The 21692-nt window shown below is 63.8% G+C and carries 22 protein-coding genes; 9 read left to right on the top strand and 13 right to left on the bottom strand.

The genetic code is table 11. The features are described 5' to 3' along the window. Positions 1–3 precede the first annotated feature (3 nt). Positions 4–192 (bottom strand): hypothetical protein, encoded by a 189-nt coding sequence (locus QGN17_RS17290; protein ID WP_281045851.1) that lies wholly within the window; start codon positions 190–192, stop codon positions 4–6. A gap of 119 nt (positions 193–311) precedes the next feature. Between QGN17_RS17290 and QGN17_RS17285 the strand changes: the two genes are divergently transcribed. Beyond that, a complete protein-coding gene (locus tag QGN17_RS17285; RefSeq protein ID WP_281046048.1) occupies positions 312–1160 on the top strand; it encodes a LysR family transcriptional regulator in 849 nt (282 codons plus the stop codon). A 79-nt stretch (positions 1161–1239) separates the two neighbouring features. Here QGN17_RS17285 and QGN17_RS17280 read toward each other — a convergent pair whose 3' ends face one another. From QGN17_RS17280 to cysK, 3 genes are all read right to left on the bottom strand, one after another. Next, on the bottom strand, positions 1240–1764 hold the full coding sequence (locus tag QGN17_RS17280) for an MFS transporter (protein WP_281045850.1): 525 nt from the start codon (positions 1762–1764) through the stop codon (positions 1240–1242). Further along, positions 1765–2805: an MFS transporter gene (locus QGN17_RS17275; protein ID WP_281045849.1), complete on the bottom strand. Its 1041-nt coding sequence runs from the start codon at positions 2803–2805 to the stop codon at positions 1765–1767. A gap of 160 nt (positions 2806–2965) precedes the next feature. After that, positions 2966–3895, bottom strand: a complete 930-nt coding sequence (gene cysK, locus QGN17_RS17270; RefSeq protein ID WP_281046047.1) for a cysteine synthase A — start codon at positions 3893–3895, stop codon at positions 2966–2968. A 202-nt stretch (positions 3896–4097) separates the two neighbouring features. Between cysK and QGN17_RS17265 the strand changes: the two genes are divergently transcribed. The 3 genes from QGN17_RS17265 to QGN17_RS17255 all read left to right on the top strand — a co-directional run bounded on the left by QGN17_RS17265 (position 4098) and on the right by QGN17_RS17255 (position 6870). Then, complete coding sequence (locus tag QGN17_RS17265) at positions 4098–5792, top strand: chloride channel protein (protein WP_281046046.1); 1695 nt, start codon at positions 4098–4100, stop codon at positions 5790–5792. Between the two features lie 74 nt (positions 5793–5866). Next, on the top strand, positions 5867–6196 hold the full coding sequence (locus QGN17_RS17260; RefSeq protein WP_281045848.1) for a hypothetical protein: 330 nt from the start codon (positions 5867–5869) through the stop codon (positions 6194–6196). Beyond that, positions 6193–6870: a carbonic anhydrase gene (locus QGN17_RS17255; RefSeq protein ID WP_281045847.1), complete on the top strand. Its 678-nt coding sequence runs from the start codon at positions 6193–6195 to the stop codon at positions 6868–6870. Before QGN17_RS17260 ends, QGN17_RS17255 begins: the two co-directional genes overlap by 4 nt. Here the strand turns inward: QGN17_RS17255 and QGN17_RS17250 are convergent. The 6 genes from QGN17_RS17250 to QGN17_RS17225 all read right to left on the bottom strand — a co-directional run bounded on the left by QGN17_RS17250 (position 6849) and on the right by QGN17_RS17225 (position 13717). After that, a complete protein-coding gene (locus tag QGN17_RS17250; protein WP_281045846.1) occupies positions 6849–7247 on the bottom strand; it encodes a MarR family winged helix-turn-helix transcriptional regulator in 399 nt (132 codons plus the stop codon). The two genes, QGN17_RS17255 and QGN17_RS17250, sit on opposite strands and share 22 nt — an antisense overlap. Positions 7248–7415: 168 nt before the next feature. After that, the gene (locus tag QGN17_RS17245; protein ID WP_281045845.1) at positions 7416–7829 is read right to left on the bottom strand and encodes an NUDIX hydrolase; all 414 of its coding nucleotides are present in this window, start codon (positions 7827–7829) and stop codon (positions 7416–7418) included. A 412-nt stretch (positions 7830–8241) separates the two neighbouring features. Continuing rightward, positions 8242–10140, bottom strand: a complete 1899-nt coding sequence (locus tag QGN17_RS17240) for a methyl-accepting chemotaxis protein (protein WP_281045843.1) — start codon at positions 10138–10140, stop codon at positions 8242–8244. Between the two features lie 176 nt (positions 10141–10316). Further along, entirely contained in the window at positions 10317–10670 is a 354-nt protein-coding gene (locus QGN17_RS17235) for a DNA-directed RNA polymerase subunit alpha C-terminal domain-containing protein (protein WP_281045842.1), read from the bottom strand. A 65-nt stretch (positions 10671–10735) separates the two neighbouring features. Next, entirely contained in the window at positions 10736–12682 is a 1947-nt protein-coding gene (locus QGN17_RS17230; RefSeq protein ID WP_281045841.1) for a putative bifunctional diguanylate cyclase/phosphodiesterase, read from the bottom strand. 687 nt (positions 12683–13369) lie between these two features. Further along, positions 13370–13717: a hypothetical protein gene (locus QGN17_RS17225; RefSeq protein ID WP_281045840.1), complete on the bottom strand. Its 348-nt coding sequence runs from the start codon at positions 13715–13717 to the stop codon at positions 13370–13372. Between the two features lie 214 nt (positions 13718–13931). Between QGN17_RS17225 and QGN17_RS17220 the strand changes: the two genes are divergently transcribed. After that, the gene (locus QGN17_RS17220) at positions 13932–14159 is read left to right on the top strand and encodes a hypothetical protein (RefSeq protein ID WP_281045839.1); all 228 of its coding nucleotides are present in this window, start codon (positions 13932–13934) and stop codon (positions 14157–14159) included. A gap of 603 nt (positions 14160–14762) precedes the next feature. On the opposite strand, the gene QGN17_RS17215 is transcribed toward QGN17_RS17220, so the two are convergent. Genes QGN17_RS17215 through QGN17_RS17205 form a run of 3 tightly spaced genes read right to left on the bottom strand, consistent with a single transcriptional unit; the run spans position 14763 to position 17710 of the window. Continuing rightward, positions 14763–15563: a crotonase/enoyl-CoA hydratase family protein gene (locus tag QGN17_RS17215; RefSeq protein WP_281045838.1), complete on the bottom strand. Its 801-nt coding sequence runs from the start codon at positions 15561–15563 to the stop codon at positions 14763–14765. A gap of 24 nt (positions 15564–15587) precedes the next feature. Continuing rightward, positions 15588–16556, bottom strand: a complete 969-nt coding sequence (locus QGN17_RS17210; protein ID WP_281045837.1) for an acyl-CoA dehydrogenase — start codon at positions 16554–16556, stop codon at positions 15588–15590. Beyond that, a complete protein-coding gene (locus tag QGN17_RS17205) occupies positions 16556–17710 on the bottom strand; it encodes an acyl-CoA dehydrogenase family protein (protein ID WP_281045836.1) in 1155 nt (384 codons plus the stop codon). Before QGN17_RS17205 ends, QGN17_RS17210 begins: the two co-directional genes overlap by 1 nt. 176 nt (positions 17711–17886) lie before the next feature. Here QGN17_RS17205 and QGN17_RS17200 point away from each other — a divergent pair, with 176 nt between their 5' ends. The 4 genes from QGN17_RS17200 (at position 17887) to QGN17_RS17185 (ending at position 21682) form a co-directional block, all read left to right on the top strand. Further along, a complete protein-coding gene (locus tag QGN17_RS17200; protein WP_281046045.1) occupies positions 17887–18999 on the top strand; it encodes an S-(hydroxymethyl)glutathione dehydrogenase/class III alcohol dehydrogenase in 1113 nt (370 codons plus the stop codon). Between the two features lie 13 nt (positions 19000–19012). Next, the gene (locus QGN17_RS17195; RefSeq protein ID WP_281045835.1) at positions 19013–19399 is read left to right on the top strand and encodes a VOC family protein; all 387 of its coding nucleotides are present in this window, start codon (positions 19013–19015) and stop codon (positions 19397–19399) included. Then, complete coding sequence (fghA, locus tag QGN17_RS17190; RefSeq protein ID WP_281046044.1) at positions 19399–20235, top strand: S-formylglutathione hydrolase; 837 nt, start codon at positions 19399–19401, stop codon at positions 20233–20235. The genes QGN17_RS17195 and fghA overlap by 1 nt, the downstream gene beginning before the upstream one ends. A gap of 61 nt (positions 20236–20296) precedes the next feature. Next, positions 20297–21682, top strand: coding sequence for an NAD-dependent succinate-semialdehyde dehydrogenase (locus QGN17_RS17185; protein WP_281045834.1), 1386 nt, complete (start codon positions 20297–20299; stop codon positions 21680–21682). Positions 21683–21692 lie beyond the last annotated feature (10 nt).

The following is a 21692-nucleotide window of genomic DNA, read 5'->3' as shown; positions in this document are numbered from 1 at the left end:
CAATCAGGACGAACGGCGATCCGCGTAGGTCCGCAAATACCAGACCGCAACGGGAGCGCCAACGAGCATGGCTAGGAAAACTCCTGTCGGCGTGACGCGCCGGGTCTCGTTGACGATGTAGAGAACGAGCCAGCCCGCCGACACCGCCAACGTGAGCAACGCGCCCTTCACGAAAGGATAACGTGGCGGCATCGCGGGATGACCTCGACTTTGCCGCTCCGGTCCCACCTGCGGCTCTCTCCTGTTTGTCGGCTGGCCATTCACTGCAAGCAAATGCATATTATTGCACCTTCACTGCAAAAGGTTTGAAGATGGACATCGCTGCGGCGCGCACGTTCCTTGAGATCGTCAGGACCGGGAATTTCGTAAGCGCGGCCGCCAGCCTGAATCTCACGCAGACCGCCGTCAGCGCCCGCATCCGCGTGCTCGAGGAGCAACTCGGGCGGACCCTGTTCCACCGCAACAAGGCCGGTGCACGCCTCACGCCCGAGGGCGAGCGCTTTCTGCGCTTCGCGACGACCATGGTGCAATCCTGGGACCGTGCGCGGCGCGTTGTGGCGCTCCCCGACGGCAAGGACATGATGATCATGCTGGGTGCCCAACTCAGCCTGTGGAACCCGCTCATCACCGCCTGGATGTGCTGGATGCGTCGCGAATGTCCGCATTACGCGTTGCACGTCCAGATCGCGGGCGCCGACGAACTGATGGAGCAGGTCCAGAACGGGTCGCTCGATGCAGCGGTGCTCTACGCCGCTCCTCGCCGCGTCGGGATCGCAGCAGAGCTTCTCTTCGAAGAGAAGCTGGTCCTCGTGCGAACGGTGTCGCCTGCCCCAACCGCCGATCCGGCAAGCCAGGTCTGGATCGATTGGGGGCCGGAATTCGCCGAGCGATACTTTGCCGCCCTTCCCGACGAGGCCAACCCGGTCATATCGGTCAGCCACGGGCCTCTCGCGCTGGATTATATCCTCGCGATGGGCGGAAGCGGCTATTTCAGGCGAGGCTTCGTCAAGCCCTACCTCGATGATGGCCGGCTTGTTCAGGTGTCCGAAGCGCCCGAATTCTCCTATTCGGCCTATGTCGTCCATTCGGCGAAGGCCGATGAGACTGCGATGACCCCATTGCGCGCCGGCCTTCGGCATGCGGCTTCGCAAATCCTATAGGAGACGACCGATCGGCGCTGTGGGTACGATATCGCACCTTTAGCGACGAATGGCAGTGTTACGCCCTCGCCAAACCGCATCAACCAGGCATGGCCATATCGCTGCGGTCAAGGTCACGCAGGTCCCGACCGCGCGTCTCGCGACCAAACCATGCGATGAGCGCCATCGCGATCGCCGTCGGTATCAGGATCAACGCTGCCGACAGGCCCATGGGCGGCGCAAGCGCGCAGATGGCGAGCGCTTGCGCACCGACGCCGCCGGCCTTGGTGCAGGCAGCCACCCAGCCCGTGGCGCGTCCGCGAACAGCCATCGGGAAGCTCTCGGCTGAATAAGGCAACAGGATTGCGAGGACACCGTTCGAACCCACGATCAACAATGCCACGGGCAAAACCGGGTCGCCACGGCCTACAAGTTCAAGGCGCAGGATCAGCGCCAGTCCAACCATGGTGATCGCGATCATCGTCACCAACGACCATTTGGTGCTCCAGCGACTGTAGAGGAACGCGCAGAGGAAGACGGTCGGAAACGAGATCAGGGCAGACTTGGCGAGCAATGCGCTCGCGACGGTGACCGAATAGCCTTTCTCCTGCAGATCGCCGGGCAATCAGAGCATGAGCCCGAAATTGATCAGGCCCCAGCACAAGGCCGCCAGGCTGAGTGCACAGAGCTTGCCCCAAAGGTGGAGGCCGGTCAGTGCCTGGTAAGCGGGACGTTCGGGATCGGGTTCCGCTCTGACACGTCGAGCGGTCGCTCCGAAGCGCCGCATCACGGCCTCGGCTTCGTCGGTCCGCCCACGAGCGATCAGGAACTTCGCCGATTCAGGGATAAACACACCCAGCAGAACGAGGAGCAGGCCCGTCGGCAAGTTAAGCAGGAACAGGATGCGCCAGCTGTAGGTGGCTTGCCACAGTGCGGACGCGCCGCTCGCCGCGAAATAGCCTCCGACGGCGCCGAGGCCACCGACCATGACCAGCGCCCATCCCCGGTGCCGGGTCGGCATCATCTCGGCGAGAAGAGCATAGGTGACGGGGAGCATGCCGCCGGCGGCCGCGCCCATCATGAAACACATGCCGATGTTCCACGCGAGGCTCGGCATCGCGCCGCAGATCGCCGTGCCCACGAAGAAGACCGCGGACAGCAGGATCGTCGCCTTGCGACCATAGATGTCGGCCAGGAAACCCCAGACGACGGAACCGACCACCGTGCCCACGAGCGCGAAGAAGGCGACGAGGGATGCGGTGGATTTCGCCACGCCATATTCGCTCTTCATGCCCGGCACCGCGAAACCCAATGCGGCAGGCTTCATCACGTCGACCACAAGCGCGATCACCAGCACCAGCATCAGCGCGAAGTGGGAGAGGCCGAGAGGCGCATCTTCCGGCGCGGACACGACGATGTTAGCGGTCGACAGACGATGCGTGCTCAGATTGCGGGGCAGCAGGCCATAGGCGGCAACGCCGAGTCCGCCCAGGATCAGGCCCATGCCGCCGATCATCAGGCTGGTCATCGGCATGCCCGCGAGATGGTAGTGCATCCCGCGCGCCATGGCGAACATCGGCAGGTGGGCGCAGACGCCCGCCGTCACCGCCAGGCAACCCAGCACAAAGGCCCATAGCGCCTGCCTGTCGGACAGCGCGCTCTTCATACCATTCATTCTTTTAGCCCGCTCCCAAACGCGACAGAGCATGCCGCATCGACCAAAACTCGGTTCCCGATCAGCCTTGCGATTTACGCTGCGGGAGCGCGAAAAGACAACTCAGGCGCCGATCCCCGCGAGCGGAGAGCGGTGGCGCGGAATATCGAGCCTATATCTGCTCCGCTCCTGGCAGAAAATCCGGGACCGAGAGATAGCGCTCTCCGGTGTCGTAGTTGAAACCCAATATCCTGGCATTCCCGCCGACCTCCGAAATCTTCTGGTCGATGGCCGCAAGCGTCGCGCCGGACGAGATTCCGACCAGCACCCCTTCCTCCCGCGCCGAGCGCCTCGCCATCTCCTTGGCAGCGGCCGCCTCGACCGTGATCACGCCATCGAGGAGCCGCGTGTGCAGGTTGGCGGGAATGAAGCCCGCCGCGAGCCCCTGGATCGGGTGGGGACCGGGCTGGCCGCCGGAGATGACCGGCGACAGGGTCGGCTCCACGGCGAAGACTTTCAGATCTGGCCAAACTGGTTTCAACACCTGCGCTACGCCTGTGATGTGTCCGCCGGTCCCGACACCGGTGATCAGGAAATCCAGCGGATCGTCACGGAAATCGTCCAGTATCTCCTGCGCCGTGGTGCGGGCGTGAACATCGATATTCGCCGGATTCTCGAACTGGCCGGGGATCCAGGCGCCGTCGATTGACCTGGCGAGCTCGGCGGCACGCTCGATGGCCCCCTTCATGCCCTGTTCGCGCCGGGTGAGATCGAACGTCGCGCCATAAGCGAGCATCAGGCGGCGGCGCTCGATCGACATGCTTTCGGGCATGACGAGAATGAGCCGGTAGCCTTTGACGGCCGCCACCATGGCGAGGCCGATCCCGGTGTTTCCGCTGGTCGGCTCGATGATCGTACCGCCCGGCCGGAGTTTTCCCGTCCGCTCCGCGTCCTCGACCATGGCAAGGGCGATGCGATCCTTGATCGAGCCACCAGGATTGGCGCGCTCCGATTTTATCCACACTTCGACGTCGGGAAACATGCGGGCGAAGCGGAGGTGGGGCGTCCCTCCGATCGTCTCCAGGATGCTGGCAGCCTTCATTCCGGATCTCCTCCGCTGATGCTCCGGTCGACACACCATGCCTCCGGAGACCGTCCGCGCTCCAACCATCGATGTCGCGCCTTGTTCTATATCGGTATGCGATATATCTGGCTCGCACATTTTTTTGGGACTCGTAGTGACAGCGATCAATTCCGACCATTTCGCCCGGCGCCCGCTTGCCGATCACAGCGTCGATGCGCGCATGTTGCTGTTGGCGGCCATGGCGGTCGTGGTCGGTTCGGGCGGGGCTATTGGCGCCTGGACCCTCCTCAAGATGATCGCGGTCGCCACCAACCTGTTCTGGTTCGGGCGCCTGTCCGCCGCACCAGCGCTCATCACCGACAGTGCCGTCGGGCTCGCGGTGCTTGCCATCCCCTTGATCGGCAGCCTGATCATCGGCGTGATGGCGCGCTACGGCTCAGAAAAGATCAGGGGCCACGGCATCCCCGAGGCGATCGAGACCATCCTGTTCGGCGAGAGCCGTCTGTCTGTCAAAGTTGCGTTGCTTAAGCCCCTCTCCGCCGCCGTTTCGATCGGCAGCGGCGGACCGTTCGGCGCCGAGGGGCCGATCATCATGACCGGAGGGGCGATCGGATCGCTCTTCGCCCAATGCTTCCATCTGAGCGCAGCCGAACGCAAGACGCTGCTCGTGGCGGGCGCCGCCGCCGGCATGACCGCGATTTTCGGAACGCCGCTCGCCGCCATCCTGCTGGCGATCGAAGTACTGCTGTTCGAATGGAAGCCGCGCAGCTTCGTGCCGGTCGTCGTCGCCGTGCTCGTCTCCTTTGCCTGGCGACCGACGCTGATCGGCGCGGGCCCCATGTTCGCGACCGCGTCCGCGCAGCCCGGCGGCCTCTGGGTGCTGGCCGCAGCCGCCGTCATCGGGCTGATCGTCGGCCTGGAAGCGGCTCTGCTCTCAACGACGCTCTACCGCGTGGAAGACCTGTTCCATCGCCTGCCCGTCCACTGGATGTGGTGGCCTGCGATCGGTGCGATCTTCGTTGGCATCGGTGGCCTCGTCGATCGGCATGTGCTGGGCTCGGGCTATGCCAGCATCCAGGCGTTGCTCGACGGCAGTCTCGCCATGCGCGTAGTCCTGGCACTCCTGTTCGTGAAGGCGATAGTGTGGCTGATCGCCTTGGGATCGGGCACGTCCGGCGGCATACTTGCGCCGCTACTCATCTTAGGGGGAGCCACGGGATGCCTGCTTGGCCACGCGCTGCCGGGCGATGTCGGCTTCTGGGCGATGATCGGCATGGCAGGGATCATGAGCGGCGCGATGCGGGCACCGATGACGGGCGCGCTCTTCGCGGCCGAGTTGACGGGCCACTTCGCCAGTCTTCCTGCGACGATCGCGAGCGCCGGTGGTGCCTATGCGGTCAGCGTCCTGCTGATGAGGCGCTCGATCCTCACCGAGAAGATCGCCCGGCGCGGCCGACACATCCTGCAGGAATATACCGTCGATCCGCTCGATTTCCTCCAGGCAGGGCAGCTGATGACGCCCCACCCGGATACGCTGCCTGGAACGATGAGCATCTCAGCGGCCAGCGCTTTCTTCGCCGATGAGGCAAAGCATCGCAGCTATCCAGTCGTCGATGCTGACGGGCGCCTGCTCGGCCTCGTCTCGCGCACGGACGCGCTCCGCTGGCGGGTCACCGATCCGGAAGGCGATGTCAGTCTCGCCGAAACGCTGTCCGACGTCTCGCAGCCCGCGGCGCATCCCGAAACGCCGTGCGGTCTGATCGCGGATATGATCATAGAAACCGGTATCGGCCGCGTACCGATCGTGGAAGCTGAAACCGGTCGCGTCGTCGGCATCCTGTCGAGGCAGGATCTGCTCAAGGCGCGGAGCGCGCACCGCCAGGCCGAAACTGCCCGCTCCCGCTTCGCGAAATAGATTTGATCGGGAACATATATCGCTCTACGATATTTATATCATGATGCTGCCCGGACTAGCAGGGGGACCGCGATATGCTCGTCGTATTTGCCAATTGTCTGCTCCAGGTGTTCGGCGGCATTGTTGCTGCCGCGCTCGTCGCCTGGGCCGCGTGGCACGTCTTCAAGTGGATGCGGTTGCCTGAGCTCGGCCCCTGGCTGGTGCTGGCATCACTGTTCATCATTCCCGGCGCCGCACGACGCCCATTCGTCCAGATGGTGATCCTCTTCCTTGGGATCGGCGCTCTCGCACTGCTCCCGGTGGGTCGAGCATGGCGAGAGCAGGATCGCCTGCGCCGTCTGATTAAGGACGGAACCAAGGGCAAAACGCGAGGCCGCGTGCCGAACCTTCACTCGCCGACATGACGGCCGACGCTGCGGATGGTCCCGTCCCGGATCTTCTCCGCCGTAACCGAGCGTGGGCCGAACGAAAGACGACCAGCGATCCGGGCTTCTTTGCTCGGCTGGTCGGACAACAACGCCCCCGTTACTTCTGGATCGGCTGCGCCGATAGCCGGGTTCCGGCGACCGAGATCGTCGATCTCGATCCAGGCGAGATGTTCGTTCACCGCAACGTCGCCAATCTTGCTGAGCCCGGGGATCCGAATTTCACAGCCGCACTCGCTTACGCCGTCGATGCGCTGGGCATCGATAACATCCTGCTGGTCGGCCATTACGGCTGCGGCGGGATCGAAGCGGTTCTCACCGAACCGGCTGACGCGGTCGCACAGTGGTTGGCGCCTGTTCGTCGATTATATGGCCAACGCCACGATGACCTCGCTGGCTGTTCGCGGGGTACGAAGCTGGACAGGTTGTGCGAACTCAATGTGATCGAGCAGGTGCAAGCGCTATTGCAGCACCCAATCGTGACTGAGGCCTGGAGAAGCGGCCGAGAGCTGGCTTTGTATGGATTGGTCTATGGCGTTGGAGACGGATTGCTCGGTCATGTCTGCACCGCGCCGAACCCCGGTGGCGCGGCTCCCCACATCCAGATCCAACAAAGCTACCAGTTCGCTCGTCAGAGCGTCTCGATGAGCTGAGTCAGCAAGGGGCGTATCCGCCGGAGCTCCTCACGGTGCACGCGGGAGAGCGATGCCAGCATCGCCTTGCCCTCCGATGTCAGTTCGACCGGGACCTGTCGTTTGTCCGTCGTGCCGCCGCCGCGGCGGACAAGGCCCAGCTTGACGAGACGATCGACATGCTCGCTCGCGCTGTGAGGTCGAAGCAGCAGATGATCCGCCAGCGCTCCCACGAGCATCGAGCCGCCCGACGCCCTGATGGCGAGAAGCGCCTGATGCTGCTGCGCTGTCACCCCCGATGCGGACGCAGCCTGCTCGCTGAAGTGCAGGAAACGCCGCAGCTCGTGGCGAATGCTCGCCAAGGCTTCATAGTGCGCGTCGCTCAGTTCCTCTTCCATCAATGCCTTCTACGGCTACAGGCCTAAAGGTACATCCATCCGTTGCGCCCGTGATCCAACGCCAACCATTGGATGGCGCTCATTGACGCCGGTGCAGGGACGCCGCCCGTGCATCACCAGTTCGTGACGATATCCATTTTCAGGTTGCGGCGTCCTTGAGGCCTGGTGTCAAAAAGGCCGAAATTCCGAAAGTAGGCGCGATAAGCCAGCCTCTCGTACCGCGCGGGCCGCATCTTGTGGATCGAACCAGAGTATTGCGCGCTGCCCTTTCTCCGGCCAATCAGCCTCGCGACGCACGAAACGCATCGGATAGAGTGCGATCTCGAGGTCGTCCGATTGTCCGTTCGTACGGATTTTCTGGGCGCGATACGCGCCAATGGGCCTTTCCGATATTTCACCAATCACGCCAGCTTCTTCGTGTGCTTCCTGGGCTGCGGCGTTGTGAGGTTCCAGACCATCAATCAAATGCCCTTTTGGCGGTAGCCAATGTCGGTCATCGCTCCGTGATGTGATGAGCATCACTTCCGGGCGTCCATCGAAACCCATGCGATAAGGAAGAGCTGCAACCTGTTTGATCGTCATGGCAATCCAACGCTTCGTCCAGCTTTGGTTCCAACCCGAGAAGGCATCGGCTCATTTACGTGGAGGCACGTGATCGTTGCGCAACGATCAGACGTCTGCCGCGATCGCGCTTCAAGGCAACGAAAGACTAGCTGCCAGCTTTCGATAGCCGCCCGGCAGCTTCTGGGCCGCGTCTTGAAGACAGTCTATGACCGACTATGGCGCGCTGTTGCCCGTCTGCTGGATAGTATGCGAATAACGGTTTACCGCCTTAGCAGACGCTCATGGGTAGGTCACGCAATAGCTTGGGCTGGATGCTAAGGCCCGACTGCTTCTATCCCCTCCGAAACCTAAACACAGATCGAAGATCTTTGCTCTACCGCAAATGAGTGACCTCGACCAAGTCACTGATATGCTCTGGTCGCTCATTCAATCAATGACTTGCGGCGTCCTTCAGGCCAGCAAGCAAATTCCGAAGCTCTCTTTTAAGTTCAAGCGCATCTTCTCTAATCGAGATGCCCACGGCGCGCGTAGTATTTGCCTCGCTCGAGACGTGTTTCAAACCCGTGACAATTTCGGAGATCGACTCGTGAGAGGTCTGGGTTTCTCGGTCGATCAGGGCGCTCGTCTCGAGAATGGATTGTGCGGATGCCTTATGATGATCGACCGCAGCTGCTGTTTCCGCTGCCGATCTACCGACTTCTTGCAAAAGACCGTGGACGGTTTCGGCCATTCCCGCGGTTACCGCGGCAGCGGTTTGCACCTCCTCGACCTTTCGCACAATGTCGGCGGCGTTGTGGCCAGCATCCTCCGCCAGTGATTTAACCTCGCTGGCGACCACGGCAAAGCCGCGTCCTTGCGTTCCGGCCCGCGCCGCTTCGATCGTGGCGTTGAGCGACAGCAGGTTAGTCTGTCGCGCAATTTGTTCGATTGTCTCTCCAACACGGGCGATGGCATCGACATGGTGACGAAGAGATAGGCTCGCCTTTGTCGCTGCGCGGGATTGTCCGTCGACTCGCTCGACTGCCTGTTGCGTGGTGCGGGCCTCTTCCCGGATCTGCCCAGTGGTGGCGACCATCTCGGACACGCGCTGCGCTATTTCCGCCATCGCGTCGGTCGCCAGCAGACTCGCACGCTGGGCCGCGGCGGCGTCGCGCTCACGTTCGACGACCGATGACAGAGTGCGTTCGGCGCTCCCTTCCAGGGCACTGGCTTTCTCCAGAAGCTTGGAAACCAGGTCGCCCAGTCTGCTGTCGACTGCCTGGGCAATCTCCGATGACGATTTTCTAAGCTCTTGCCGATGACGGACCTCTTCTTCCACTTCTCGCTTTGCCAGTGCCTCCGCGCGAGTCCGCTGCTCATCAGCCGATCGAAGTGCTGCCTCCGCTCTCTGCTGGGCCAAGACAGCCGCCTCCCGGGCAGCCTGCTCGACCTCGGCCGCAGAGCGTGCCGCGGACGTTTGCCGTGTCAACGCCGCGTTGGTTCGCAGCACAACGCGGGAAAGCATGTACGCGGCTGCGACGATGAGGGCGCTCGAACCCAATATCAGCGGCAGCATTGAAAAGAGCACCGATCGTCCCGGTCGGACCGGCTTCCAGGCGAGCACACCCACCGTTTTCCCGGCTTTATCTTTCACCAGGATCTCATCGGGAGAGCCCGACGCTTTGTCGACCCAGTGTAACCCCGGCAGATCGAACGCCTTCTCCCAGCCGGCAACAACCTTTTCATCAAGCGTTCGGACGACAACTCCGTAGCGTAGAGCAGGCGGCATCGCACCGCCGAGGTCGCCGGGAATGATAGGGCCGCCGGCAAAAACAGCGGGGCGACCGCGATATTGGCCGATGATGGCAATGATACCCGTCGCAGCGACCTGTCTCGCTGTTCGCGGAAAGCTTGCCATCAAAGCGGCTTTAGCGCCCGGAGCGACGCGATCGAGTAGAGGCTCGCTTTTGTCCGGCTCTGCGCTGAACAACGTCGAGCCATCGTGGTCCAGAACGAAATTGATGTAGCTTCCGCCGATGTTGGCAGCAGCCCATCGTCGATCGACGGTGCCATAGAGATGGGTCACGGCATCGTCCCACCGCGTATAATCCCGCGCAGTCGGTCTTAGCGCTTCTATCTCTCGCTCATAGGCGCCGGACATCATCTGCCGCTTTTCGGCCGCCGCCTCGGCATCCATACGCGCAACAAGGATACTGACCATTATCCCGCAGCTGACCACCGCGACCGTCGCCAGGGACAAGACCGGCCAGATCGCGCGCCAAACGGACGGACGCGTCGGAATGCTCGCTACGGGGATGCTCCCGGTCATGACGTCGAATGCGTCCCGCAAGAACCTCGGAAGCTGGCGTTGAAATTTTGTCGCGATCTGCACTGATGGGCTCGTCTAAGGTTCAGATTTAGCGCGATACCAGCTCAACCCTTCGGGCGTGTTAAGGATGACGCACCGAACCCATCGCGATGCACAGACCTTGGTCGAATGCGGGTCACGATCTCAAGGGGCGGCGGTCATTGAGCTGGGGCCGATCGCAGACGCTCGATCGATGATTCCTGTAGACTCTTGATCGATCGGTTATGAATGGAAATTTGCTGATTGATCTCACGACGACGGTACTTCAGCTGCGCGATCGCCTCCTGATGCCGCCCAATCAGCGCTTGCCGAATGATTTGAGGATCCTGCGGGGCCCTGTCCGAACCGAAATGATCGAGCATTGCTCGTTTCAATTCGTGAAGCTTGGCGCGCCCAATCCCCGGAACGCGAGCCAGTGCAGCCTGATCGTGGGCGAAAAGAGCTTCCAGGTCATGGATCTCTGCACGATTCAGCGCGCTGATGATACGGCCGCTCAGTCCAAGTCTTTCCATTACCGCTGCTCCTGATCTTGGTCCCGTCGACAGCAATCCCGGTGGGCAGTTGAGACGAAGTGACGTCAAGCTGCTTCCGCATCGGTGCCACGAGTTGTGCCGGCGCCATCGCACCAATCCAAAAGGGATCGAAACGACATCGGCCTGGCGAAGAGATAACCCTGCGCAGCGCGGTATCCGAGCGCTTGCAAGGCCGCCAGTTGAACATCGCTCTCGACGCCCTCGATAACGCATTCAAGACCGAGTGTACGGCATAGGCCGAGGATCGCTGAGAGGATATTGCGCCCGGACTGTTCGGTGACATTCAGCGCGAAACTTCCATCTACCTTCACTGTGTCGAGGGGAAGTTGCCTGAGATAACCGAGGCTCGAATACCCCGTTCCGAAATCGTCTAGTGCTACTCGTGCACCCAGTGCTCGCAGAGCCTCGATACCGCTCACCGCCGCTTCAAAATCGCGCATTAATGCCGTCTCTGTCAGTTCGAACGTCAGGCGACCAGGATTCACGCCGGCATCGACGATCAACGCCATCAATCGATCGAGACATTCGGCCGAGGTGATGTCATATGCCGAAAGGTTGAAAGAAAGCCGGAGACCGGCTGGCATCCGCCTGAAATCGGAAAGGGCTTTTTTGAACAGCATGAGCGTCAGGGAATGGATCGTTCCCACGCGTTCCGCGGTCGTGATGAACCGGTCCGGCGGCACCGCGCCTATTGCTGGGCTGGTCCAGCGGCCAAGAGCTTCGACACCGATAACCGTCTGCGTATTCAGGCAGATGATAGGCTGATAGACGACGCCGAGTTCTGTCTCGAAGTCCGCCGCCTGAAGCGCGGCCTCGATCGCACGCTCCGATCGAATAAGCGTTTCATGTTCCAGCGAAAAGAGCGCGCACCTGCCCCGTTTGACACTCTTGACATGGTACAAGGCATAGTCCGAGCGATCAAACAGCTCGTGGACGCATGTTCCTGCTTCCGGATAGGCCGCCAAGCCTGCCGAACAGCCGAGGTTGATACGCTGGCCATCGATCACGAAGGGTACCGCGAGCATGTCGCAGATCGTCTGACCTACCGCCTGAACGTCGCCAACCGAACCGGTCAGCAGCAGGCCGAACTCGTCGCCGCCTAGCCGTGCCAGCAGCGTCTCGGCGGACGCAATGCTCGACAGTCGCTTGCCGACATCAGCAAGCAGCCGATCCCCCATGGCGTGGCCATAGGTGTCGTTCACTGGTTTGAAGCGGTCGAGGTCAAGGACGCCGACCACAACGCGCGATTTGCTTGCACGTGCGGCGGCCAGCGCTTCCTCGAGGCAATTAAAAAAATACCTTCGATTGGGCAAACCGGTCAGCATATCGGTGTGGGCGAGACGCGCATTCTCAATGCTGAGACGTTCTGTCTCCCCTTGCTTAGCCGCCAACGCTGACCGCGATTCGATCATGTCCTTAAAGCCATTGAAGCTGTTCAGGAGGACACGCACCATGACGCCCGATACCAGTGCGATGTTAAGCGCCATAGCGATGAAAACCGGATCACCGCGTAATGTATAATAAAGCAGATACGGAAGAGTGACGACCGCGGTGACGAGCAAAGCGGCCTGCGGCAGATAGACGAGGCAAAAAATGCATCCGATGACCGTGGCTGCGATGAACAGCGCCACATGTCCCCGCTCAGCAGCTTCGCCATATTGATCAATGAGCAAAGACCAGGCGATGAACACAGCGCCGAGAACCCCTGCAAGAAGGGTTGTGCGGATAAGTTGCGCGCGCGCGTCGGACACAGCGATTTCCCCCGCGCCGGGCGCCGCAATCCAGCGCGCGATCCGCCAGCCACAAACCACGATCAGGAAACCTAGAAATCCCAACGTGGTCCACGCGGGCGCGAAAGTGTAGTGGGTGTAGCCGACCGCGCATGCGTTCAGGACGAGCAGGGCATAGAGAAGCGGCACCTGACGCTTCAACTCGGCATATTGCGCGAGCACGATCTCGGGCTGCCGGGAGAAATGCATCCAGTTCTTCATCGCCGATCAGACAACCTCCAAACTGATCTAACTCACGGACGGATTGACGATTTGCTAATCGCGAAGGCGATACCTTCCCTGCTTCGACCAAGGTCCAGCGGTCGGTTGGATCCGGATAGCGACCCGCAGCGTCGATTCCCGCGGATCCTTGAGGCGCCGGGCCGCATCCGTTCGGCGAACCTCTGCTCGTGCGTTACGAATTGCCAAAAATCAGAACGGCAGCAACCGGGATATCCAAATCGGCCGCGGAACGGCCGACATTGGCGCTGAGCGGCTAGACCCATGTCATGCACCTGGCGGGGGGCTTATACGTCATCAGGGAGATCGATCCTCACCCCCCCGACATTCGCGTTTTTCGCTTGGCCGAGGATGCTTGGGTTGCCGCCCCGCGGGCCCAGCGGCGTGTTCCCAGAGACGGTGCGGTCGCCGGAGAACCGTGACCCGCCCTTTCAGCAATACCGCGGGCGGGACAGCTTAACCTCAAGGCCAAGCCGCACCGCCTCCTGCGCAACTTCGGTCTGACGACGCTTCATCGCGCTCGCAATGCGTTCGATATGCAGCCCCTGAGCGCATAGATCGCGTAGCGCTTGCCGCTCCTCGTCACTCCACTCCCGCATTCTAATGCGATGCGCCCTTGAGTTCCGTTTCGCAACCGAAATCCCGCTCCCGGCGGCTCGACGCCCACCTTTAATCGGTTGCGTTGTCGAGATCCGACGAGTTGCCGCCACCCGCCGCGATATCGCATTTCATTGCCGCCTGATCAAAATCGGGATCATCGTCCATGATCAGTCGGTCGTGCAGATACACGAAATCCTGATCGACCCCTCCACGGCCGGGCGCTTCCGCCGCGGACACGTGGCCACAAGCGATGTCCTGCGAGGCGACGGATTCCATGAGCGAAAAGGTTGCCTGAGTGTTCAGCTTCTGGTCGACGGCGTTTTCAGCCTCGCCCTTCAACTCCGCATCGGTTTTGGGATGGTTCGTGCAGCCCGCCAGCACCGCGCAGGTTAGAACGCTCATAATGATCTTGTTCAATGAATTCCCCCAAGGGCGGCCCTCGCCCGCGCCCCGATATGGCCAAATCAGTCGTTGCGAAGCAATCCCAAGACGGCGCGCATCTCCGTGATCCGCATGCGGATGGTAGGCGTCGGCCGATGCCGCCCGTCGATCGGAATGCGCCGAAGACGTTGGTGGCGCGTTGTAGTTCTTGCTCGCCTGTGATCGTCGGCGGCCGACTGATGGAGACGACATGACGCTGATCGGGCAACTCGAGGATTTGATCGACCGGTCGCGAGCGGAGGGTCGCGAACCGCTGCTGATCAGGGTCATGCCGGAGAAGCTGGCCATTCTCGAGGCCGACGCGGACGCGCGTCAGGTGCTTGGTCGCGGCACGATCTTCGGCATCCCCTATGAGCCGCACCCTAACCCGAACGGGCATGGCGTGGCGCTCATCCACAAGGAAGGCCTGGCCGACTGAGCCACGACCGCGACGTTCTGGAGTCAATCGAGAGATTGGACACCGAGCGGCGGTTGTCGAAGTCAACGGTGAAAAGCATACGACAACCTCTCGTCGCCACGCGCTCGGCTCGATTGATGGCGTTCGGCTGGCGGCCGCCTTATAGGACGGGAATGGTTCGCCCGGTCAATTCGCCAGACCGGAAGACCAGCAATGCGATCATCGTCACCCGAAACTTGCCCGATGGCAAAGCTGCAATTGGTGCCCTTCCAACCCCGACCACGATGTGGATCGCGCTTGGAAGCAGACCGACGGGAAACAGGAAAGGCTCTCGGGCCTGGAAACGGCTGGGAATGAGCGCGTTGCTGCCTGACGGCTTGGTGTCGCCCACTCGCCTGCACGACAACCGCAAGCGACAATACCGACATCCATCCCCACCGCGATGGCCTGCCATGGGCTTCAAGAAGCACCGTGTCAGCCCAGTCGATCCCAATAGACGGCTGGTATTTGTGATGGTATGGGAATGCTGCCGGAGAGAAAGTCCGGCGTTAAACCAATACCTTGCTGCGATTACTGAGTGACCGTTGGGGTCACCATCGGCGGATTGCACACCGCCCCGGCCGATCAAGCGCCCTTGAACACCGGCGTGCGCCGCTCGGTGAAGGCGCGTACCGCCTCGTCATGATCGCCGGTCGCATGGACCAGCGCCTGCAGCGCGGCGGACAATTCCAGCAGCCCCGTCAGCGACGCCGTCTGCCCCTCGCGCAGCAGCCGCTTGGTGAGGCGCACGGCGTGCGGCGGGTTCGCGGCGATCCGTTCCGCCATCGCGCGGGCGGTCGGCAGCAGATCCGCATCGGGCACCACGCGCGAGACGAGGCCGCAGGCCAGCGCCTCGGCCGCGTCGATCACATCGCCGGTCAGCGCCAGCTCGCAGGCTTTCGAGAAGCCGACGATGCGCGGCAGCAGCCAGGCGCCGCCATCGCCGGGGATCAGGCCGACCTTGACGAAGCTCTCGGCGAATTTCGCGCTCTCGCCCGCGATGCGGACATCACACATGCAGGCGAGGTCGCAGCCCGCGCCGATCGCCGGGCCGTTGACCGCCGCGACCACCGGCACGTCGAGCGACTGGAACAGGATCGGCAAGCGCTGGATGCCCTCGCGGTAATTGCTCCGCGTGCGGACCGGCAGAGCGTCGCGCAGGCCCTGCCCCGGCGCCATCTTCTTGACGTCCCCGCCGGAGGAGAAGGCACTCCCTGCGCCGGTCAGCACCACGACACGCACGACGGGATCGGTATCGGCCGCCTTCATCGCGTCGCACAGCGCATCGACCATCGCTATGTCCGAGATCGGGTTGCGCCGCTCGGGCGCGTTGAGCGTGATCGTACGGATCGCCTCCGTCTGCTCGACGAGGATGAGGTCGGTCATGGTCGGTCCTTTCGGGAAAGCGGATCAGGCGGGCGAGGACAGCGTGCGGATGAAATCGGCGCTCGTCGAGGCCTCGTCGGCCAGTCGCGCACGGCCAAGGATGGCAGACCAATAACTCTCCGATCCGTCCGCCGCGCGCCATTCGTGCAGGCTGCGGGTGAAGAGCTGGAGGTCATGCTCCTCGCTGATGCCGATCGCACCATGCACGGCGTGCGCGATCGCAGCGATGTCCACGGCGGCGGCGCTGGCGACGCTCTTGGCGGTCGCGGCAGCGGCGGGCGTGGGAAGCAGCGCGTAGCCCGTCCCGATCCGCGCCGCCATGCGCGCCATCACCATCTTCTCGGCCATGACGGAGAGTTGCTGCTGGATCGCCTGCTGCTTGCCGATCGGCTTGCCGAACTGGCTGCGTTCGTTGGCATAGGCGACGGTCATGTCGAGCAGGCGGGAGGCGGCTCCGGCGATCTGCGCGGCCCGCAGCACCGCCGCGATCGGGCGAAGGCCGTCGGCAGGGCGTTCGATCGTCTGCCACCCGCTGACGGCCAGATCGGCGGCAAGGCTGCCCGGCACGCCCGCCGATCGCCGGTTGCCCTCATCCAGCCGGCACAGGAGCAGCGCGCGTCCCGTATCGAGCAGCACATGTTCCGCGACCATCGCCAGCGGCACGCGCGACGCCGACCCGGTCGCGAGCACGATCGGCCCTGCGGGGGTCGCGACGCCGGCTTCGGCGAGCAGCGCGCGGGCGACCATCGTCTCCGCGACGGGAGCGGGCGTCGCGCGAGCGCCCAGCCCCTCGACGAGCGACCCGACCGCGCGGAGGGTCAAGCCGACACCTCCCGCCTCTTCCGGCACCAATGCGTCGAGGAAGCCGCTTTCGGAAATCGCACTCCACAAGGCGGAGATCCCCGCCCCGCCTTGCGCGGCACGCACCTGAGCGGGCGACGAAACGCCGTCGAGCAGTCGTGCGAACGGATCGAGGAATTCGGCGTCGTCCATCAGCGCAGCCCCAGACCACGGGCGATGATGCCCCTCAGGATTTCCCGCGTACCGCCGCGCAGCGAATAGCTCGGCGCGATCTGCGTGGCGAAAGCCAGCGCACGGACCAGCTCGGGCGCGACCGGCTGATCCGGATGGCGGCCGAGATCGTCCGCGATCAGCGCGGGAATCGATTGTTCGAAGCCGGTGCCTATGTCCTTGACCAGCGACGCCTCGATCACCGGCGACTCTCCCTCCGCCAGCCGTGCGGTGACCGCCAGCGACATGGCGCGCAGCACCGCCAGCTCGGCGGTCAGCCGTCCGGCGAGCGCAAGGCTGGCCTCATCGTCAGGCCGATGCGCGCGGATATGCGCGATCCATGCATCGAGCAGCACGATGCTCGAATAGATACGCTCCGGCCCGCTGCGCTCGAAGGCGAGTTCGGCGGTGACCTGCGCCCAGCCCGCCCCCTCCTCGCCGATCAGCGCGTCGGGCGGCAAGTGGACGTCCTCGAAGAAGACCTCAGTGAAATGCGCGTCGCCGGTCAGGTCGACGATCGGGCGCACGGTGACGCCGGGCGTCTTCAGATCGATGATCAGCTGGGACAGGCCCTGATGCCGGTCGGCACTAATACCCGAGGTGCGGACCAGCGCGATCATGTAATCGTCGTGGTGGGCGAATGTGGTCCAGATCTTCTGGCCGTTGAGCCGCCAGCCGCCGCCCTCCACTGGCTCCGCGCGGGTGCGCACGCTGGCGAGGTCCGATCCGGATCCCGGCTCGCTCATGCCGATGCAGAAATAGATCTCACCCCGGCAGATGCGCGGCAGATAGTCCTGCCGCTGCGCCTCCGTCCCGAAATGAAGGATGAGCTGTGCGGACTGGCGATCGGCGATCCAGTGCGCGGCAACCGGCGCGCCAACGCTCAGCAATTCCTCGGAGACGACGAAGCGCGCATAGGCGCCGCGCTCCTGCCCGCCGTAGCGTTTCGGCAGGGTCAGGCCGAGATAGCCGGCGGCACCCAGCGCGCGGCTGAGATCGGCATCGAAGCCCATCCACGATCGCGCCCGTCGATCGATCGGTTGCGCCGCGACACGCTCGGCGATCAATGCCCGCAACGGCTCACGGAGCGCCTCGTCCTCTGGCGGCAGCGCGCGGAGCGTGAAACTGTCGAACAAGCCGCGATCCTCCGATGCCCTCAGCGGGGCTTCCGGTCGGGCATAGCCGAACCGGCGGCCGCCGGTGGCCTATCCATAGGGATTGCCCCGACGAACATTGCTTTGCGCCAAAGGCGATTGACACCCGATGCCGAATGACGATCAAGCAGCGCACCCGCATCCACGGAGAGACGATCATGAAGACCCGCGCCGCCGTAGCGTTCGAAGCGAAGAAGCCGCTGGAGATCGTGGAGCTGGATCTCGAAGGCCCGAAGGCGGGCGAGGTGCTGGTCGAGATCATGGCGACCGGCATCTGCCACACCGACGCCTACACGCTGGACGGCCTCGACAGCGAGGGGCTGTTCCCGAGCGTGCTGGGCCATGAGGGCGCGGGCATCGTGCGCGAGGTGGGCGCGGGCGTGACGTACGTGAAGCCGGGCGATCACGTCATCCCGCTCTACACGCCCGAATGCCGCCAGTGCAAAAGCTGCCTCAGCGGCAAGACGAACCTGTGCACCGCGATCCGCGCGACGCAGGGCAAGGGGCTGATGCCCGACGGCACCACGCGGTTCAGCTACAAGGGCCAGCCGATCTTCCATTATATGGGCTGCTCGACCTTCTCCAACTTCACCGTGCTGCCCGAGATCGCGGTGGCGAAGATCCGCGAGGACGCGCCGTTCAAGACCAGCTGCTACATCGGCTGCGGGGTCACGACCGGAGTCGGCGCGGTGGTGAACACCGCCAAGGTGCAGGTCGGCGACAATGTCGTGGTGTTCGGTCTCGGCGGCATCGGCCTCAACGTGCTGCAGGGCGCGCGGCTGGCGGGTGCGAACAAGATCATCGGCGTCGACATCAATCCGGATCGCGAGGAATGGGGCCGCCGCTTCGGCATGACCGACTTCCTCAACAGCAAAGGGATGAGCCGCGAGGACGTGGTGGCGAAGATCGTCCAGATGACCGACGGCGGCGCCGACTACACGTTCGACGCGACCGGCAACACCGAGGTGATGCGGACGGCTCTGGAGGCCTGCCATCGCGGCTGGGGCACCTCGATCATCATCGGCGTGGCCGAGGCCGGCAAGACGATCGAGACGCGGCCGTTCCAGCTGGTGACGGGCCGCAACTGGCGCGGCACGGCGTTCGGCGGCGCCAAGGGCCGCACCGACGTGCCCAAGATCGTCGACATGTACATGACCGGCAAGATCGAGATCGACCCGATGATCACCCACGTCATGGGGCTGGAGGAGATCAACAAGGGCTTCGACCTGATGCACGCGGGGGAGAGCATCCGCAGCGTCGTCGTCTATTGAACGGGGCGGGCCGATGTTCAGCCACATCGTCGTCGGCGCGGACGATCTCGATGCCTCGAAGGCCTTCTACGACGCGGCGCTGGGCGTGCTCGGCGCGGCATCGGGCGTCGTCGATGCGCGGGGCCGCTTGGTCTATTCGCACGACGGCGGCCGCTTCCTGGTGACGCGGCCCGTCGATGGCGGCGCGGCGAGCTTCGCGAATGGCGGCACGATCGGCTTCCTCTGTGCCTCGCCCGAGATGGTGGACGCCTGGCACGCAGCGGGCGTCGCCCATGGCGGCACCTCCTGTGAAGACCTACCCGGCATCCGCCAGGCGACCGAGGGACGCGTCGTCTACCTCGCCTATCTGCGCGATCCGGCAGGCAACAAATTGTGCGGCTTCCATAAGGTGAGCGGATGATGGAGGCGGTTTCGACCAACCGCGCCTTCGGCGGCGTGCAGGGCGTCTACAGGCACGCATCCTCCGCGACGGGGACGGACATGACCTTCTCGGTCTATGTGCCGCCGCATGCCGAAGGCGCGAAGCTGCCGGTGGTCTGGTATCTGTCAGGCCTCACCTGCACCCACGCCAACGTCACCGAGAAAGGCGAGTTTCGCGCCGCCTGCGCCGAACTGGGGCTGATCTTCGTCGCGCCCGACACCTCGCCGCGCGGAGAAAGCGTGCCGGACGATCCCGCCGGGGCCTATGATTTCGGGCTGGGCGCGGGCTTCTACGTCGATGCGAGCGAGGAACCCTATGCGGCGAACTACCGCATGTGGAGCTATGTTACCGACGAACTGCCAGCGTTGATCGCCGAACATTTCCCGGCCGACATGGCGCGCCAGTCGATCATGGGTCATTCGATGGGCGGGCATGGCGCGCTGACCATCGGCCTGTCCTGTCCCGATCGCTTCAAGGCGGTCTCCGCCTTCGCGCCGATCGTCGCGCCGGGGCGGGTGCCGTGGGGCGAGAAGGCGCTGACCGGCTATCTCGGCACCGATCGTTCGGGATGGCGCAAGCATGACGCGGTTGCCCTGATCGAGGATGGCGCGCGCGTTCCCGCGCTGCTGGTGGATCAGGGCGGCGCGGACCAGTTCCTTGCCGACCAGCTCAAGCCCGAACTGCTGGAGCAGGCCTGCGCCGATGCCGGCATCGACCTGACGCTGCGCATCCAGCCGGGCTACGACCACAGCTACTATTTCATCTCGACCTTCATGGCCGATCACCTGCGCTGGCACGCCGTGCGACTGGGGTAAGGCTGCATTGTATCCGGCGCGGCGATCCCGATATCCGCGCCGCACCACGAGAGGACAGACGATGCCCGACAGCAGCACAGGCGCGACCGCGATCAACCCCGCGACCGGACAGGCGGCGGAGACCTTTCCGTGGCTGGGCGACGCGGAACGCGACGCGGCGCTGGATCGGGCGGCATCCGGCTATCGGGCGTGGCGCGGTCTCGATCTCGCGGCGCGGGGCGACATCCTGCGCAAGGTCGCGGCGCACTTCCGCGCCCATGCCGAACGCTTTGCCCGCACGATGACCGAGGAGATGGGCAAGCCGATCGTGCAGGCCCGCGCCGAAGTGGAGAAATGTGCGAAGCTGTTCGACTGGTATGTCGATCACGGCGCCTCGCTGATCGCCGACGAGCCGACCACGATCGAGGGCGACAAGGCTTACGTCTCCTTCCTGCCGATCGGCGTGGTGCTGGGCATCATGCCGTGGAACTTCCCGCTGTGGCAGATCGTGCGCGGCGCGGTGCCGATCCTGTTCGCAGGCAACGGCTTCCTGCTGAAGCACGCGCCCAATTGCGTGCGCTCCGGCCTGAACGTCGAGGAGGCGTTCCAGGCTGCCGGCGCGCCCGATGGCGCCTTCTCGGTGTTCAACGCGCATCAGGATACGATCGCCGACGTGATCGCGGACCGGCGCATCGCCGCCGTGACGCTCACCGGCAGCGTCCGCGCCGGATCGGCGGTGGCTTCGGCGGCCGGCAAGGCGATCAAGAAGTCCGTGCTCGAACTGGGCGGCTCCGACCCGTTCATCGTGCTCGCCGATGCCGATCTCGATGCGGCGGTGAAGGCAGCCGTCGAGGCGCGCTTCCAGAATAGCGGGCAGATCTGCATCGCCGCCAAGCGGATCATCGTCGAGGCGCCGATCGCCGAGGCCTTTACCAGCCGCTTCGTCGAAGCGGTCAATGCCTTGAAAATCGGCGATCCGCTGGACGAGAACACCTATGTCGGCCCGATGGCGCGGCGCGATCTGCGCGACGAGTTGCACAATCAGGTCGAGCGCACGATCGCCGAGGGTGCCGAGGTGCTGCTCGCCGGCGGTCCGATCGAAGGCGACGGCAATTTCTACGCGCCGACCATTCTCGGCGGCGTGAAGCCCGGCATGACCGCTTTCAAGGAAGAGACGTTCGGCCCGGTCGCCGCGATCGTCGTCGCGAAGGATGCCGACGAGGCCGTCACGCTCGCCAACGACAGCGAGTTCGGCCTTTCCGGGGCGGTATGGAGCGGCGATGCCGCGCGTGCCAGGGCGATGGCGCGGAAGCTGGAAACCGGCGGCGTCTTCATCAACGGCTTCGCCGCATCCGACCCGCGCACGCCGATCGGCGGGATCAAGCATAGCGGCTATGGCCGCGAACTCTCCCACTTCGGTATCCGCGAGTTCACCAACGCGCAGATCGTCTGGCAGGACCGGCGCTGAACGACGCCCC

Origin of the sequence: Sphingomonas oryzagri (assembly GCF_029906645.1) — a bacterium.
Lineage (GTDB): Bacteria > Pseudomonadota > Alphaproteobacteria > Sphingomonadales > Sphingomonadaceae > Solisphingomonas > Solisphingomonas oryzagri.
The sequence above is the reverse complement of the archived record's forward strand: the minus strand, read 5'-3'. Positions and strand labels throughout refer to the sequence as shown.